General features: G+C 67.7%; 13 protein-coding genes. 9 read left to right on the top strand and 4 right to left on the bottom strand.

Annotated elements, in window-relative coordinates:
* Nucleotides 1-2: 2 nt before the first annotated feature.
* A complete protein-coding gene (cobG, locus tag G6N15_RS21345; protein WP_083087388.1) occupies nucleotides 3-1124 on the bottom strand; it encodes a precorrin-3B synthase in 1122 nt (373 codons plus the stop codon).
* 308 nt (nucleotides 1125-1432) lie between these two features.
* Here cobG and G6N15_RS21340 point away from each other — a divergent pair, with 308 nt between their 5' ends.
* From G6N15_RS21340 to mtnC, 3 genes are read left to right on the top strand one after another with little or no spacing between them, the layout of a single operon-like run.
* On the top strand, nucleotides 1433-3028 hold the full coding sequence (locus G6N15_RS21340; protein ID WP_083087387.1) for a bifunctional S-methyl-5-thioribose-1-phosphate isomerase/methylthioribulose 1-phosphate dehydratase: 1596 nt from the start codon (nucleotides 1433-1435) through the stop codon (nucleotides 3026-3028).
* Nucleotides 3025-3600 (top strand): 1,2-dihydroxy-3-keto-5-methylthiopentene dioxygenase, encoded by a 576-nt coding sequence (locus G6N15_RS21335; protein WP_083087386.1) that lies wholly within the window; start codon nucleotides 3025-3027, stop codon nucleotides 3598-3600. The genes G6N15_RS21340 and G6N15_RS21335 overlap by 4 nt, the downstream gene beginning before the upstream one ends.
* The gene (gene mtnC / locus G6N15_RS21330) at nucleotides 3597-4292 is read left to right on the top strand and encodes an acireductone synthase (protein WP_083087385.1); all 696 of its coding nucleotides are present in this window, start codon (nucleotides 3597-3599) and stop codon (nucleotides 4290-4292) included. The genes G6N15_RS21335 and mtnC overlap by 4 nt, the downstream gene beginning before the upstream one ends.
* 15 nt (nucleotides 4293-4307) lie before the next feature.
* On the opposite strand, the gene G6N15_RS21325 is transcribed toward mtnC, so the two are convergent.
* Together G6N15_RS21325 and G6N15_RS21320 are read right to left on the bottom strand one after the other, a co-directional pair.
* Complete coding sequence (locus tag G6N15_RS21325; RefSeq protein ID WP_083087384.1) at nucleotides 4308-5171, bottom strand: SCO6745 family protein; 864 nt, start codon at nucleotides 5169-5171, stop codon at nucleotides 4308-4310.
* A gap of 140 nt (nucleotides 5172-5311) precedes the next feature.
* On the bottom strand, nucleotides 5312-5788 hold the full coding sequence (locus G6N15_RS21320) for a hypothetical protein (protein WP_083087383.1): 477 nt from the start codon (nucleotides 5786-5788) through the stop codon (nucleotides 5312-5314).
* 265 nt (nucleotides 5789-6053) lie between these two features.
* On the opposite strand from G6N15_RS21320, the gene cobN reads away from it, so the two are divergent.
* Together cobN and G6N15_RS21310 are read left to right on the top strand one after the other, a co-directional pair.
* Nucleotides 6054-9686: a cobaltochelatase subunit CobN gene (cobN, locus tag G6N15_RS21315; protein WP_083087382.1), complete on the top strand. Its 3633-nt coding sequence runs from the start codon at nucleotides 6054-6056 to the stop codon at nucleotides 9684-9686.
* 4 nt (nucleotides 9687-9690) lie between these two features.
* Complete coding sequence (locus G6N15_RS21310) at nucleotides 9691-10074, top strand: PPOX class F420-dependent oxidoreductase (RefSeq protein WP_083087381.1); 384 nt, start codon at nucleotides 9691-9693, stop codon at nucleotides 10072-10074.
* Nucleotides 10075-10085: 11 nt separating this feature from the next.
* Here the strand turns inward: G6N15_RS21310 and G6N15_RS21305 are convergent, their stop codons facing one another.
* The gene (locus G6N15_RS21305) at nucleotides 10086-10793 is read right to left on the bottom strand and encodes a dienelactone hydrolase family protein (protein ID WP_083087380.1); all 708 of its coding nucleotides are present in this window, start codon (nucleotides 10791-10793) and stop codon (nucleotides 10086-10088) included.
* A 69-nt stretch (nucleotides 10794-10862) separates the two neighbouring features.
* On the opposite strand from G6N15_RS21305, the gene G6N15_RS21300 reads away from it, so the two are divergent.
* The 4 genes from G6N15_RS21300 to G6N15_RS21285 are packed head-to-tail and all read left to right on the top strand — an operon-like array spanning nucleotide 10863 to nucleotide 15774.
* Nucleotides 10863-11321, top strand: a complete 459-nt coding sequence (locus G6N15_RS21300) for an FxsA family protein (RefSeq protein WP_083087379.1) — start codon at nucleotides 10863-10865, stop codon at nucleotides 11319-11321.
* Between the two features lie 13 nt (nucleotides 11322-11334).
* Nucleotides 11335-12936 carry an amidohydrolase gene (locus G6N15_RS21295; RefSeq protein WP_083087416.1) on the top strand — a complete coding sequence of 534 codons (1602 nt, stop codon included), beginning with the start codon at nucleotides 11335-11337 and terminating at the stop codon, nucleotides 12934-12936.
* Nucleotides 12929-14968 carry an apolipoprotein N-acyltransferase gene (gene lnt, locus G6N15_RS21290; protein WP_083087378.1) on the top strand — a complete coding sequence of 680 codons (2040 nt, stop codon included), beginning with the start codon at nucleotides 12929-12931 and terminating at the stop codon, nucleotides 14966-14968. Before G6N15_RS21295 ends, lnt begins: the two co-directional genes overlap by 8 nt.
* Nucleotides 14965-15774: a polyprenol monophosphomannose synthase gene (locus tag G6N15_RS21285; RefSeq protein ID WP_083087377.1), complete on the top strand. Its 810-nt coding sequence runs from the start codon at nucleotides 14965-14967 to the stop codon at nucleotides 15772-15774. The genes lnt and G6N15_RS21285 overlap by 4 nt, the downstream gene beginning before the upstream one ends.
* Nucleotides 15775-15782: the final 8 nt, after the last annotated feature.

Here is a 15782-nt window from a genome sequence, read left to right as displayed (position 1 = left end):
CCTTAAGACGTGCTCTGCCGGCGGCGACCCGGCAGCAGCCGGTAGCCGTCTGCGGTCGCGACCAGGACCTCACCCGCCGGCGGGCTGCCGCACGCCCGCTCGCAGCCGACGAAATGGCGGTGCACGCCGGAATCCCCACCTAACGACGCCGCCGCGTCGGCCCGCACATCGGCGGCCGACCGGGCGCAGCCCGGGCTGCCGGTGCAGGCGCTGACCGACAACCACGGGGAGTTCTCGTCGAATACCAGACTCGACGGCGCCAGCACCCGCAGCGCCGCGTCGGCCGTCGCCTCGTCAAGATCGCACACCAGTACCGAGCGCCACGGGGTGACCACCAGCGGCGCCTCGATCGCGGCCAGCACCTCGGCGACCCGAGTGGTCAACACCCCAAGCGGTACGGCCGCACCCAACGCGATGCGCCCGTCGTCCTGCGGTAGCCAGCCCACCGGCGGCCGAAGAACCACAGGAAACTTGGCGGCAGCGAGCTCCACACCCGGCAGCAGAACCGAGACGTCAGCCAATTCGATTACCCGCCAAGCTTTTCCGCGAACGGCGACAAATCTTGCTGCCAGCCCCACCAATGTTAAAACGACGTCGTCGATCTCGAGTCGAATGCCGGTATCGCGCCCGGCAAGCAGCAGCGCGACGCCGTCGTCGCCAACATGCACGCCCAAGTCGGCCGCCAACCCCGACACGTCACCGCGTCCGTCGTCGATGCTGAACCAGAATCGGCCCGGTAAGTCCGTCAGCGTCGGCTCAGCCTGGAGCGCCGCATCCAGCTCGGCCACCCATCGCCGCACATCGGCTCGGCCTCCGACCCGCCCGGATAGCGGCGAGGCGACGATATTGCGAACCCGCTCATGCGTCGCCGACGGCAGCAGACCGGCCTCGGCCAGCGCACCGGCCACCGCCTGCGTGTGGGTGATGCCGCGAATCTGGATGTTGCCGCGCGCCGTCAGCTCCAACACCGCCGACCCGAACCGGCTCGACACGTCGGCCAGCACCGCCCACTGCCGGGCCGTGATCATCCCGCCGGGCAGCCGCACCCGCACCAGCGCGCCGTCGGCGGCCCGGTGTACCTGCAGGGCGCCAGGGCACTGGTCCCGGTCACGCGCTCTGGGCATGAGCTTACGGTACGGGCTTCTCGCAACCGAGATTGCGTCACACGGAAGAAAACCCTTATGCCATCGGTTGACTGCCGCTTAGCGTGTGAGCCCGTAACGACGCGTTGCGTCGGATTCGCATGCGTCCCAACCGCTTCGGTCAAACCTTGCCGACACGAACCCGGTGCACCAGGCCGCAGGCGGATGACCCCATCCGCCGCCCTGGTGGCAGCCCGGGATCGGCGGGAGGGAAAATCTGGTATGCGGCGCAACTCGGCGTTCAATACTGCGAGTGACAGCGGTTGAAGCCCGGCTTGAGCGAGGCGACCATGGCTGAAAGCCCGATGACATGGGTGGACGGGGCGCTGGTCACCGTCGACCAGCGTGCGCTTCCGCACGAGCTGCGTTGGCTAAGGATCACGACGGTCGATGAGCTCATCGAGGCGATCCAGACATTGGCCATTCGCGGGGCTCCGGCGATCGGGCTATCCGGGGCGTTCGGTGTGGCGCTGGCGGCGTTCACGTACGACGGTGACGCCGAGAAAGTGGCGTCCGAAGCCGCCCGAATCGCCTCGGCACGACCGACCGCCGCCAACCTTGCCTGGGGTGTGCAGCGCGCCTTGGCCAAGCTGCCGCAGGGCGCCCAGGCGGTGCTGGACGAGGCCCTCGAGATCCTCGCTGAGGGCGACCGCGTCAACCGGGCCGCCGCCACTCATGCGGCCGATCTGGTGCAGCGGTTGTGCCCGGACCGGCCGCTACGGATCCTCACCCACTGCAACACCGGGCCACTGGCCACGGCCACCTTCGGCACGGCGCTGGGCACGCTACAGGTACTGCATACCCGCGATGCGATCGACGAGGTCTTGGTCAACGAGACCCGCCCGCTGCTGCAGGGAGCCCGGCTGACGACCTGGGAGCTTGCCCAGGCCGGAATCCCGCACCGGCTGGCCGTCGACTCGGCCGCGGCGTGGGCGATGGCCACCGGACAGGTGGACTGCGTGGTGGTGGGCGCCGACCGGATCAGCGCCGACGGGTCGGTCGCCAACAAGATCGGTACGTACGGACTGGCGGTGGCCGCTCACCGCCACGGCATCCCGTTCATCGTCGTCGCACCCGAATCGACTCGCGATCTGGCCACCGCGACCGGACACGGCATCGTGGTCGAAGAGCGCGACCCGGCGGAGATTACCCATCTCGTTGACGTCGCCACCGCACCGACCGGCACCGCGGTGTTCAATCCCGCGTTCGACGTCACCCCGGCAGAGCTCGTCACCGCCGTGGTCACCGAAAACGGCGTCATCGACGATGCCAACCATGTTGCCACGGGCCAAATCCCGCGCATCGCAGGCGAACTGTATGCCCGCGGTTGGATGCCAGGCACCGCAGGCAACATCTCGGTGCGTATCGGCCAGACCGCGCTGATCACCGGCAGCGGGCTGTCCAAAGGAGAGCTCACGACGGGCGACCTGGTAACAGTGAATATCGCTGACTCCCAGCAAGTTTCGGGAACGCGACGGCCTTCGGCGGAGACTGCGATCCACACCGCCATCTACCGCGCCACCGACGCCCAGGCGGTCGTTCATGTCCACCCGCCCCACGCCACCACCCAGTCGATCGACGCACCAGCTGCCTTGCGGTTCAGTGGCTATGAACTCATCAAGGGACTCGGAGCAACGGACACCATCGACATCCCGGTGTTTGACAACCACGCTGACGTGGCCCACATCGGCGCCGACATCCAGCGCCATTTGACCGAGCATCCGGAAGCGCCGCCGGTGCTTTTCGTCGCCGGACATGGCGTCACCGCCTGGGGCGTCGACCTGGCACAGGCCCGCGACCGCGTGGAATGCCTGGAGGCCATGTGCGAGCTGGCGACGCTGAGCGGTCGCCGCGAGATCGGAACCCACCGGGAGGAAGCGAGATGACCCTCTTGCAAGTGATGGCCGACGGCGACGCCGCCGACGTGCGGTTGCGCACCGACGACCCAGGCGAGATCGGTGCTGAGCTCGCCAAACGCGACATCGTTTTCGACCGCTGGCCCGCATTGCCCGGCCTCGACAAGACCATGCCCACCACCGAAATCCTGGCCGGCTACGACGAGCGCATCGCCGAACTGAACGCCGACGGTCGCTACAAGTTCGTCGACGTGGCGCGGCTGCACCCGGATGACAGCGACCCGGGATGGCCGGACCTCGCCGCGGCCGCCCGGGACAAGTTCCGCTCCGAGCATCGCCACGCCGAGGACGAAGTGCGCTTCTTTGCCGCCGGCCGCGGCTGCTTCTACCTACATCTCCCCGGCGAAGTGGTTGCGGTGGTGTGCGAGGGCGGTGACCTGCTGTCGGTGCCGGCCGGCACTCGGCACTGGTTCGACATGGGTGAGCGCCCCGATTTCGTAGCGGTCCGGTTTTTCGAGCACGAGGACGGCTGGATCGGCGACTTCACCGGTGACACCATCGGCGAACGCTTCCCGACGCTGGACGAGCTCGTTGCGGCATGATCGCGGCCATCGTTCTCGATATCGAGGGCACCACCAGTCCCGCCCGCTCGGTGCGGGAGGATCTGTACGGCTATACCAGGAAGCGCCTTGCGCAGTGGCTGTCCGAAAACCGTGATGGTGCAGCTTCATCGGTGATCGCCGCCACCCGCGAGCTCGCCGGACAACCCGACGCCGACACCGCGGAGATCGCCGAAATCTTGCGCGGCTGGCTGGATTCGGATGTGAAAGCAGAGCCACTGAAAATCGCGCAAGGTCTGATCTGCGCCGAAGGTTTCCGCAGCGGCGCCCTGCACGGCGAATTCTTCGACGACGTGCCGCCCGCACTGAGCGCGTGGCACGACGCCGGCATCGCGCTCTGCGTGTACTCCTCGGGTTCAGTGCGCAACCAACAAGATTGGTTCGCTCACGCCCGCGGCGGGTCGCTGGCGTCGTTGATCAGCGGCTGGTTCGACCTCACCACCGCAGGCCCGAAACGCGACGCTGCGTCCTACCGGAAGATCGCCGAAGCCATCGGGCGGCCCGCGGAGCAGATTCTGTTGCTGTCCGACCTCGCCGACGAACTCGACGCTGCAGCGGCCGCCGGCTGGTCGGTGCTCGGCGTGACCCGACCTGGCGAGCCGAACGCGCCGCGGTCCCCGCACCGCTGGATCAGTTCCTTCGCCGAGGTGGATGTGCTGTCGTCGCTGCGTTGAGCGACACCTAGTCCATCAGAAATCACGCCGCAGGCTCATCGGTGTGGTGGCCGGCATGTCGCCACCGGCGATCACGGTGCGGGCGATCGGCGTCAAAGCGTCGAGCAGCGTTGTGATTTCATCGTCGTCAAGACCGTCGAACGCGCGCAGCGACAGCGCATCGGTGGTGTCCTCGACGTGGTGTTTGATCTCGATGCCGGCGGCAGAAAGCGAGCCGTCGCCATTCAGCAGTCCGCGGTCGGCGAGGCTTTGTTGGCAGGAGAGCCACTCGGCGTCCTCGTAGTGGCGGGTGCGTTTGATGTAGTCCGCGGGCACCGCTCCGGCCGCGGCATGCAGCACATTGGATTCCCGCCCGGAGACCCCGGCGGCGGCCAGCGCCGCGACATGGCCGTCGCCGCGATGCTCGCGCAGCAGAGTGGTCGCATGCCACAGCGCGGCCACCGGATCGGTCGGCCAGGGCAGCGCCAGGTTTGCCGCATACAGCGCCCGACCGTCCACGGACGCTGCCTGCGCCGCTTTGACGACTAATTCGACTGCAGCGCAGATATTCTCGTCGTCGCCGTGCACGCCGTATCGGTGTAGCGCGGCCACCGCGGACTCTTCACGAGCCTGCAGCGCCAGCTGCGGGCCGGCGATGTCCCACGCCGCGGGAAGGGCTTTGGCTACGCGCGCCGGCGCGAAGTTGTAGAACAGCGCCGTGACAACGGGCGGCGGCACCGGCCCCAGCGGCGCCGACCGCGCAGCGAAGTAGCCCATCCAGAATCCGCGATAGCCCAACGCGTCCAAGGCGGCGCGCGCCTCGGGCGCGAAGTAGGTGACGGCATGAATGGGTTCGAAGCGATCGTAGAAGCGGCGGGCGAGTTCTGGTTTACGTTGCACTACTGCAGTCAACCATCAGGCGGAACTGGCGCCGGATTTGGTGCCGTCGGCAGAGCGCTGCTGTCGGCACGGTGCGAGTGGTGGAGGGTTAGGGCGGTTAATTCCGATTAACAGCCGCATTGCCTTCGACGCCGCAAATCCTAGCCGCCGCAGTAGTTGTGGGTGGTGTCGTTGCAGAAATTCCAGTCCCGCATCGAACCCATGCTGACTTGAAGGGCCACACCGTTGTTGCCTGAAACGGATGCCGGCGGCCCGGTGAACGGGGCACCGACGCCGGTGACGAGCTTGATCGTCACCGGCTCGCCCACGGTGTGATTGCTCAGATTCGAGGCAGCTTTGACGTTCCCGGTGGCGGTGCCACCCGAGACTGACGTCAGCATGAAGTTCACGCTGGCGGGCGGTGCGTCGGCATAGTCGTCGTGCCCAGAACACGCGGCTGGGCAGGCCGAGATGTCGGCATACGTCAGCCGACCCGACCCATCGTTGTTGATGGTGAGTCGCGACGCGTGCGCGTGCCAGGACCCGGTGAACGAAGCTATACCCGGCATGTCGGTGGCCGAACACGGCGTGAACGCGAGCGCGGCAATCGCCAATCCTGCCAAGGCAAGCAATGACATGAATAAGATATGCCGCACACCATCGCGTCGCGATGGCCATCTCACTCGGGCCATTGCCATGCGCGCTCCCTTCTCGTCCTGATAGGACCGCGGGCCCTATCCTGCCCGCGTTTGTGACCTAACGGAAGCGTGAGCCGAGCTGGTTCGGTGAACGCCGGAACGGCACTGCGAACTGCTGTGTCAGCCCACGATTTTTGACTTGGACGTGCGCACCGCCTGGCACCCACATCGGAGCTGTCCCGGCAGTATGCGGTACGAATGACGGGTGCCCGAGCCGACCGTGGTGTTGTTGTCGACGTCCGACACCGACCTGATCACCGCGCGCGCCAGCCGCGCCAACTACCGGTGGGCCAACCCGGCGCGGCTGCTGCGCGATGAGCTGCCCGAGTTGCTCAACGGCGCAGACATTGCGGTTGTCCGCTTACTCGGCGGCTACCAGGCCTGGCAGGACGGCATCGACACAGTGCTGGCCAGCGGGGTGCCGGCGATCCTGGTCAGCGGGGAGCAGTCACCGGACGCCGACCTGACCGAGCGGTCGACAGTGCCCGCGGGGATCGCGGTGCAGACGCACATCTACCTGGCCCAGGGCGGGGTGGCCAACCTGCGCCAACTGCACGCGTTCCTCTCCGACACGTTGATGATGACCGGGTATGGGTTCAGCCCGCCGGTGAGCACACCGATGTGGGGTGTGCTGGAGCGCGCGTTCGCCGCAGCCGCCATCCCCGGCCGGTTTGATGCTGGCCGACCCGCTGCCCCCGGCTCCGCCGCGGTTGCGATCGGCCCGACGATCGCGGTGCTGTACTACCGGGCCCAGCAGCTCGCCGGCAACACCGCCTACGTCGAAGCGCTGTGCGACGCGATTGAAGCCGCAGGCGGTCGACCGCTACCGGTGTATTGCGCATCGCTGCGCACCGCAGAGCCCGACATGCTGGCGAAATTGGCCCAAGCCGACGCAATGGTGGTCACCGTGCTGGCTGCCGGAGGAGTTACGCCGGCCAAAGCCGCAGCCGGCGGCGACGACGATTCATGGAACGTCGAACACCTTGCCGCCCTTGATATCCCGATCCTACAGGGATTGTGCCTGACCAGCTCGCGACAACAATGGCACGACAACGACGACGGGCTCAGCCCGCTGGACGCAGCCAGCCAGGTCGCGGTGCCGGAATTCGACGGCCGCATCATCACAGTGCCGTTCTCGTTCAAAGAAATCGACGAGGAAGGCCTGATCTCCTACGTCGCCGACCCGGAGCGCTGCGCCCGAGTCGCCGGGCTCGCGGTTCGGCACGCCCAGTTACGCCGCACCCCAGCCGCCGACAAGCGGGTGGCGATCGTGTTTTCGGCGTATCCGACCAAGCACGCCCGAATCGGCAACGCGGTTGGTCTCGACACCCCGGCCAGCGCCGTCAAGCTGTTGCGGGCCATGCGTGAGCACGGCTACCGGATTGGCGACATCCCCGGCGTCGACGCCCAAGACGGCGACGCGCTGGTGCATGCGCTGATCGAACGCGGCGGCCAGGATCCGGACTGGCTCACCTCCGGCCAGCTGGCCGGCAACCCAATCCGGGTGTCCGCCAAGGACTATCGCGCTTGGTTCGCGAGCTTGCCCGCTGATTTCACCGACGCGGTCCAAAAACACTGGGGCACGCCGCCCGGTGAGCTGTTCGTCGACCGGACCAACAATCCGGACGGCGAAATCGTCATCGCCGCAATTCAAGCCGGCAACGTGGTGCTGATGATCCAGCCGCCGCGCGGCTTCGGCGACAACCCGGTCGCCATCTACCACGACCCGGATCTGCCGCCCAGCCACCACTATCTGGCCGCCTACCACTGGCTGGACACCGGATTCAACGCCCACGCGGTGGTGCATCTGGGTAAGCACGGCAACCTCGAGTGGCTGCCGGGCAAGACGCTGGGAATGTCGGCGGCCTGCGCCTCCGACGCCGCGCTGGGCAACTTGCCGCTGGTTTACCCGTTCCTGGTCAACGACCCGGGCGAAGGCACCCAGGCCAAACGGCGTGCCCACGCGGTACTCGTCGACCACCTCATCCCGCCGATGGCCCGCGCCGAAACATACGGTGACATCGCCCGATTGGAGCAACTGCTCGACGAACACGCCGCCGTCGCCGCGCTGGACCCGGCCAAGCTGCCCGCGATCCGCCAACAGATCTGGACGCTGATCCGGGCCGCCAAGATGGACCACGACCTCGGGCTGACCGAACGCCCCGAAGACGACTCGTTCGACGACATGCTGCTGCACGTCGACGGGTGGCTGTGTGAGATCAAAGACGTCCAGATCCGCGACGGCCTGCACATCCTGGGGCAGGTTCCAGAAGCCCAGCAAGAACTGGACCTGGTGCTGGCGATCCTGCGGGCCCGGCAGCTCTTCGGCGGCCACGCGTCGGTACCCGGGCTGCGCCAGGCGCTGGGGCTTGCCGAGGACGGCAGCGACGAGCGCATCTCCGTCGACGAGGCCGAAGGCCAAGCCCGCGAACTGCTACAAGCGTTGCAGGACACCGGCTGGGATCCCGACGCGGTCGAGCGGCTGACCGACAATGCCGAGGTGGCGGCCGTGCTGCGCTTCGCCGCGAGCGAAGTGGTGCCCCGGCTGGCCGGTTCGGCGAACGAAATCGACCAAGTGCTCAGGGCATTGGACGGCCGGTTCATCGCGGCCGGGCCGTCAGGGTCGCCGCTGCGCGGCCTGGTCAACGTGCTGCCCACCGGGCGCAACTTCTACTCCGTCGACCCCAAGGCGGTGCCGTCTCGGCTGGCGTGGGAAACCGGTGTGGCACTGGCAGATTCGTTGCTTGCCCGCTACCGCGACGACTACGGGTGCTGGCCGCGGTCGGTTGGCCTTTCCGTGTGGGGCACGTCGGCGATGCGCACTGCTGGCGACGACATCGCCGAAGTCCTTGCGCTGCTTGGTGTCCGACCCGTCTGGGACGACGCGTCACGACGGGTCGTGAACTTACAGTCCATCCCGTTGACGGAACTGAGCCGACCCCGCATCGACGTGACGGTGCGAATCTCTGGGTTCTTCCGCGACGCGTTCCCGCACGTGGTGACCATGCTCGACGACGCCGTGCGGCTGGTCGCCGAACTCGAGGAACCCGACGAGGACAACTACGTACGCGCGCACGCCCAAACCGACCTCCAGCAGCACGGCGACCAGAGACGCGCCACCACAAGGGTTTTCGGATCCAAGCCGGGCACGTACGGGGCCGGCCTGTTGCAGCTTATCGACAGCCGCAACTGGCGTGACGACGCCGACCTCGCGCAGGTGTACACCGCATGGGGCGGATACGCCTACGGCCGAGACCTCGACGGCCGGCCGGCGGCCGACGACATGAACCGCCAATACCGGCGCATCGCCGTCGCCGCCAAGAACACCGACACCCGCGAGCACGACATCGCCGACTCCGACGACTACTTCCAATACCACGGCGGCATGGTGGCCACCGTGCGCGCGCTGACCGGGCAGTCCCCGGCTGCCTACATCGGCGACAACACCCGTCCCGACACGATCCGCACACGCACACTCTCGGAAGAGACCATCCGGGTATTCCGTGCCCGGGTGGTCAACCCGCGCTGGATGACGGCGATGCGCCGCCACGGCTACAAGGGCGCGTTCGAAATGGCCGCAACGGTGGACTACCTGTTCGGATACGACGCGACGACGGATGTGATGGCCGACTGGATGTACGAGCAGCTCACCGAGCGCTATGTGCTGGACGCCGAAAACCGCAAATTCATGGCCGAATCCAACCCCTGGGCGCTACACGGGATGGCCGAACGGCTGCTGGAAGCCGTCAGCCGCGGCATGTGGAGCGACCCGCAACCGGCCACCCTCGACGGATTGCGCCAGGTACTGCTGGAAACCGAAGGCGACTTGGAAGGCTAGCGGTATGCCACCCACCTTTGCCGACATCGCGAAATCGCGTTACGTCTTGCTGACTACCTTCACCAAGGACGGCCGGCCCAAGCCGACGCCGATCTGGGCCGCCCCGGACCGCGATCGCCTGCTGGTTATCACCGAAGAAAAGTCGTGGAAAGTCAAGCGAATTCGCAACAATCCGCAGATCATGCTGGCGGCGTGCGATGTGCGTGGGCGGCCGAAGTCCGACCCCGTCGAAGCGACCGCAGCCATCCTGGACAAGTCGCACACGGCTGCCGTCTACGACGCCATCGGCAAGCGCTACGGCATTCTCGGGCGAGTATTCAACTGGTTCAGTAAATTGCGCGGCGGCATGGAAAATAACGTCGGGCTGGAATTGCGGCCCGCCCGTTAGCTGCAGCCGCGCTACGCCGGCGCGGCCTTCCCCAGATGTTCGCCGAAGAATGCGAATACCCGCGCCCAGGCATCCTGGCTGGCCGCCTCGTTGTAGCCGAAACCGGTGATGCGCAACAGCGGCTGGGCGGGCAGTTTGTTGGCAAAGCTGTGCCCGGCGCGGGGATAGACCTTCACATCGTTGGGGATGCCCTTGTGGTTGAGAAGCCGGTGCAGCTTATTGGGTGCGCCGATCCCGAGCGGGTCGCGGCTCCCGAAGCTGGCCACGATCGGGCACGCGCCGTCGAGGGCTTCGTCGAGGTGACGGGGGAGCGGTGTGCCGTAGAACGGTGCCGAGGCGCCAAACCCCTTGGGGGCCATGACCAATGCGAACTGTCCGCCCATGCAAAAGCCGGCGATGCCGATCCGGCCCGAACATTCCGGTCGTGACTGCAGGTAGTCGCGGGCGGCCAGGATGTCGTCAAACGCGGCACCCTGCTTGCTGAACAGGTCCCGAAACACCTTCATCAAGCAGCGAGCCCTGCCGCCGCGCGCGAACAGATTGGGCGTGATCGCCACATATCCCGCCGCCGCGATGTGATCGGAGATCTGCCGCTTGTCGGGTTCGTAGCCAATCGCGTCGTGAATCACCACGACGCCCGGAAACGGACCCTGCCCGTCGGGAACACTCAACAGCGCATCGATGGGACCGGCCGGGGTGTCAATCTCGATGGTCGTCATGACGCTTATCTAACTGCAGCGGCCTGCCGGTTGTGGAACTTCGACGCCGCCCACAGACGTTGGCCTCACATGGTCTCGCGGCTTTTTCTCGCCTACGTGGTCATCGAGCTCGCGGCGGTGGTGGCTCTGGCCTGGACGATCGGCATCGGATGGACGCTGTTGATACTGCTGGTCACCTTTGTTGGCGGCATCGCGGTGGCCGGTTCCCAAGTCAAGCGTTACCTGGCCCGGTTGCGGTCGCCGGATGCGCTCACCGATGGCGTGCTCGTTGCGTTGGGCGCTGTGTTGGTTGTGGTCCCGGGACTGGTCAGCACCGTAGCCGGACTGCTGCTTCTGCTGCCTGCGACCCGGGCGGTGGCACGTCCGCTGGTGGCCGCGCTGGCGGCCCGCGGTGTCGGCCGTCCGCTGGTCATCCTCACCACGCTCGCCGAGCAGCGGTCCCGGTCCGCGCAGCGCGACGTCATCGACGGCGAGGTCCTCGACGTCACCGATGTCGGGCCGCCCGCCCAGCCGCGCCCCAACCCGTAGTTTCGCCCGTGTGATGCCGACCCCGGTACGGCTGCTGGTCAACGGCCGCGTCCACAGCCCGTCGCACCCGGAGGCCACCGCGATGGCGGTGCGTGACGGCGTCGTGGCCTGGTTGGGTAGCGACGACGTCGGTCGCGACCAGTTCCCGGACGCGGACGTCGCTGACCTCGACGGCGGCTTCGTCGCACCCGCATTCGTCGACAGCCACGTGCATCTCACCGCCACGGGCCTCACGCTCACCGGGCTGGATCTGCGGTGCGCGACCTCGCGTCGGCACTGTCTAAAGCTGATCACCGACTACGCGGCCGCGTACCCGGGCCAGCCGCTGTGGGGTCACGGGTGGGACGAATCCGCATGGCCGGAAAACCAACCACCGACAACCGCCGACCTCGACGCCGCGCTCGGCGACCGGCCCGCCTACCTGACCCGTATCGACGCGCACTCCGCGCTGGCCTCGACCGGACTGCGGCGGCTGATCCCCGGATTGCCGGCCGGGCGCTCTGCAGCCGCACAGCAGCCGCTGTCCGGCGACGCCCATCACCTGGCCCGCGCTACGGCGCGCGACCTGTTGACGACGACGCAGCTGGGTGAGGCCCGAGCCGCGGCTCTGAACGCCGCCGCCGCGGCCGGCATCGTCGCCGTGCACGAATGTGCCGGCCCGGACATCGGCGGTCTCGACGACTGGCATCAGCTGCGCAACACCAACCACGCCGTCGAGGTGATCGGCTACTGGGGCCAAGCTGTCACCAGCCCAGCCCAAGCCCGGGCCGTCGTGGAGGCCACCGGCGCCCATGGGCTCGCCGGCGATCTGTTCGTCGACGGCGCTCTCGGCTCGCACACCGCGTGGCTGCACGCGCCCTACCACGACGCCCCCGACTGCACGGGGGTCTGCTATCTCGACTCCGATGCGATCACCGCTCATGTGCGGGCGTGCACCGAGGCGGGTGTGACGGCCGGTTTTCACGTCATCGGCGACGCCGCTGTCTCGGCGGCGGTGGGCGCACTGGAACGGGTCGTCGACGATCTCGGCGTCACGGCCGTCGCCCGCTGCGGGCACCGCTTGGAGCACCTCGAGATGGTGAGCGCTGCCCAGGCCGCCAAGCTGGGCGCATGGGGAGTGATCGCAAGCATGCAGCCCAACTTCGATGCGCTGTGGGGCGGTGACGACGGGCTGTATGCCCGCCGCCTCGGGATCGTCCGAGGCACCCGGCTCAACCCGTTTGCGCTGTTAGCATCGCAAGGCGTGCCTCTCGCGTTCGGTTCCGACGCTCCGGTCACGGCCTTGGACCCCTGGGCTACCGTGCGCGCGGCCAGCGCTCACCGCACTCCGGGCAGCGCGGTATCCACGCGGGCCGCGTTTGCTGCCGCCACCCGCGGCGGCTGGCGTGCCGCCGGAGTGCGTGACGGCCTGACGGGCACCTTGGTTCCCGGAGCGCCCGCCTCTTACGCGGTTTGGGAGGTCGATGAACTCGACGTGAGCGCTCCCGACGATGCGGTGCAGCGGTGGTCAACCGACCCGCGGTCGCGGACACCCGCATTGCCACGGCTGGGCCCGACCGATACGTTGCCGCGTTGTCGGCAAACGGTTCACCGGGGTGCGGTCATCTATGGCTAGGACACCCAAGTGGCTGCCTCGCGGCGGGCGGTTCAACGACGTCACCGAGATCATCCCGGCGATCGGTGACGACGACACCGGCACCGACGTCGCTGACGACGATGCCGGAACCGACGACACCCCCGACGGTCGGCACGAGACTGCGGTCGACGACGACGCCGCCTCGTCAGAAGAAGCAGACCACGGCCAGCGGGTAGCACCGCGACAGCGACTGGCTGACCTCGGCGCCGCGATCCTTGGCTGGCTGCGCACCGTGCTGCTGCCACGCTTGGTCAAGGCCCTGCTGCCTCGGCTGCCGCGGCTCGCGATGACGGTCGCGGCCGGTTTACTGCTGTGCGCCAGCTTCCCGAGCTTCAACTGGTGGTGGGCCGCCATCGTCGCGTTCGCGCTGCTGGCCTGGGTCCTCACCCGCCCGGCCACCACACTGCTCGGCGGCCTGGGATACGGCTATCTGTTCGGGCTGGTGTTCTATCTGTCCTTGCTGCCCTGGATCGCCGACCTCGTCGGCGCGATGCCATTGACAGCGCTGGTCATCGTGTGCGCAGTGTTTCCCGCCCTCTTCGGCCTGCTGGCCGTGGTGGTACGGCGACTGCCCGGTTGGCCTATCTGGTTCGCGCTGCTGTGGGCGGCCCAGGAGTGGGCGAAATGCACGGTGCCCTTCGGCGGGTTTCCGTGGGGCGTGGTGGCTGCCGGCCAAACCGAGGGACCGTTTCTGCCGCTGGTCCGCCTCGGCGGCGTGTCGGTGTTGTCGACTGCGATCGTGCTGACCGGTTGCAGCCTGACCGCGATCACGCTGGAAATCGTGGCGTGGTGGGGACACAGCCGCACCACCGGAGCCACCGCCGCCGGAGCCACCGACACCGCGGAAGCGCCTCCCGCGGTCGTATTGCCCGGGATCTGCATCTGCCTGGTGCTGTTGGCCAGCATCATCGTGTGGCCGCCGGTCCGGCGTTCCGGGGCGGGGGCCGACAATGACCCAACCGTCACCGTCGCCGCAGTGCAGGGCAACGTCCCCCGACTCGGGTTGGACTTCAACGCGCAACGGCTGGCGGTGCTGCACAACCACGTCCGGGAAACCATCCGGCTCGCCGAAGACGTCCATGCCGGTCGCGCACCGCAACCGCAGTTCGTCGTCTGGCCCGAGGACGCCTCGGAAATCGACCCGCTGCTCAACGCGGACGCCGCCCAGCAGATCACCGCTGCCGTCGACGCGATCGGAGCGCCGATCCTGGTCGGCACGCTGACCGACGTTCCTGGCGCGGCCGGCGCCAAACCGGCCGCCCGAAACACGGTGATCGTGTGGAACCCGAGAACCGGGCCGGGCGAGCGCCACGACAAGCAGATCGTGCAGCCGTTCGGCGAGTACCTCCCCTGGCGGGGATTCTTCCGCCATCTCACCGCGCTGGCCGACTGGGCGAGCAATATTGTGCCCGGCGAAAGCGCCGGAGTGGTGCACGCTGCTGGCGTTCCCGTCGGCGTGGCCACCTGCTGGGAAGTGATCTTCGACCGCGCCCTGCGCGAATCCGTCCACAACGGCGCGCAGGTGCTGGCCGTGCCCGCCAACAACGCCAACTTCAACCAGCGGATGAGCGAGCAGCAGCTGGCCTTCGCCAAGCTTCGCGCTGTGGAACTCGACCGCTACGTCGTCGTCGCCAGCAACACCGGGATCAGCGCAGTCGTCGCGCCGGACGGCCGCGAGCTGGTACGCACCGACTTCTTCGTGCCCGCCTACCTGGACAACCAGGTGCGGCTCAAGACCACGACGACGCCGGCCGCAGGCTTGGGACCGATCGTGCAATGGGTTCTGGTGGGAGCCGCCGTGGCGGTAGTGCTCGCCGCCATAAGGCACAATGGGTGGTTCCCGCGTCCCAAGCGCAGCCGGTCCACCGACGACTCGATTGCGCCTGGCGACCGATCCGACGCCCCGCCAGACGACGGTGAAGACGCCGCGTCCGATGCGGATGATGACGAAACCCCCGCCGCAGGCGGGCGACATGCAGCCCGGTCCGGGCCAGACAAAGGAGCGACATGACCACCGGCCAGTCGACATCCGGCGCTACGGGTGAGCGTCCCAGCCAGCGCACTCTGGTGATCATCCCCACCTTCAACGAGCGGGAGAACCTGCCCCTCATCCTGCAGCGGCTGCACCAGGCCCGTCCGGACGTGCACGTACTTGTCGTCGACGACGACAGCCCGGACGGAACCGGGCAACTCGCCGACGAAATGGCCTCGGCGAACCCCGACTGGCTGCATGTCATGCACCGCACCACCAAGGACGGGCTCGGCGCGGCCTACCTGGCCGGTTTCGGCTGGGGACTGGCGCAGCAGTACTCGGTTCTGGTGGAGATGGATGCCGACGGCAGCCACGCACCTGAGGAACTGCACCGGTTGCTCGACGCCGTCGATGCCGGCGCCGATCTGGCTATCGGGTCGCGCTACATCGACGGCGGAATGGTGCGCAACTGGCCGTGGCGGCGAGTCGCGCTGTCCAAGGTGGCCAACACCTACTCGCGGCTGATGCTGGGCATCGGCGTGAACGACATCACTGCCGGTTACCGCGCCTACCAGCGCGAGGTGCTGGAGACCATCGACCTGTCGGCGGTGGACTCCAAGGGCTACTGCTTCCAGATCGACCTGACCTGGCGCACGATCAGCAACGGCTTCACCGTTGTCGAGGTGCCCATCACGTTCACCGAGCGCGAACTCGGCGTGTCCAAAATGAGCGGATCCAATATCCGCGAAGCGATTGTGAAGGTCGCCCAGTGGGGGATCAACGGGCGGCTGGACGGCCGATCACGCCGCGCAGCCACTACCGCGCCCAGCAGCTCCAAGCGCTAGCAGATTGT

The organism is Mycobacterium noviomagense (genome assembly GCF_010731635.1).
Classification (GTDB): Bacteria; Actinomycetota; Actinomycetes; order Mycobacteriales; family Mycobacteriaceae; genus Mycobacterium; species Mycobacterium noviomagense.
Note: the sequence above shows the minus strand (reverse complement) of the source record. Positions and strands in the feature narration are given on the sequence as shown.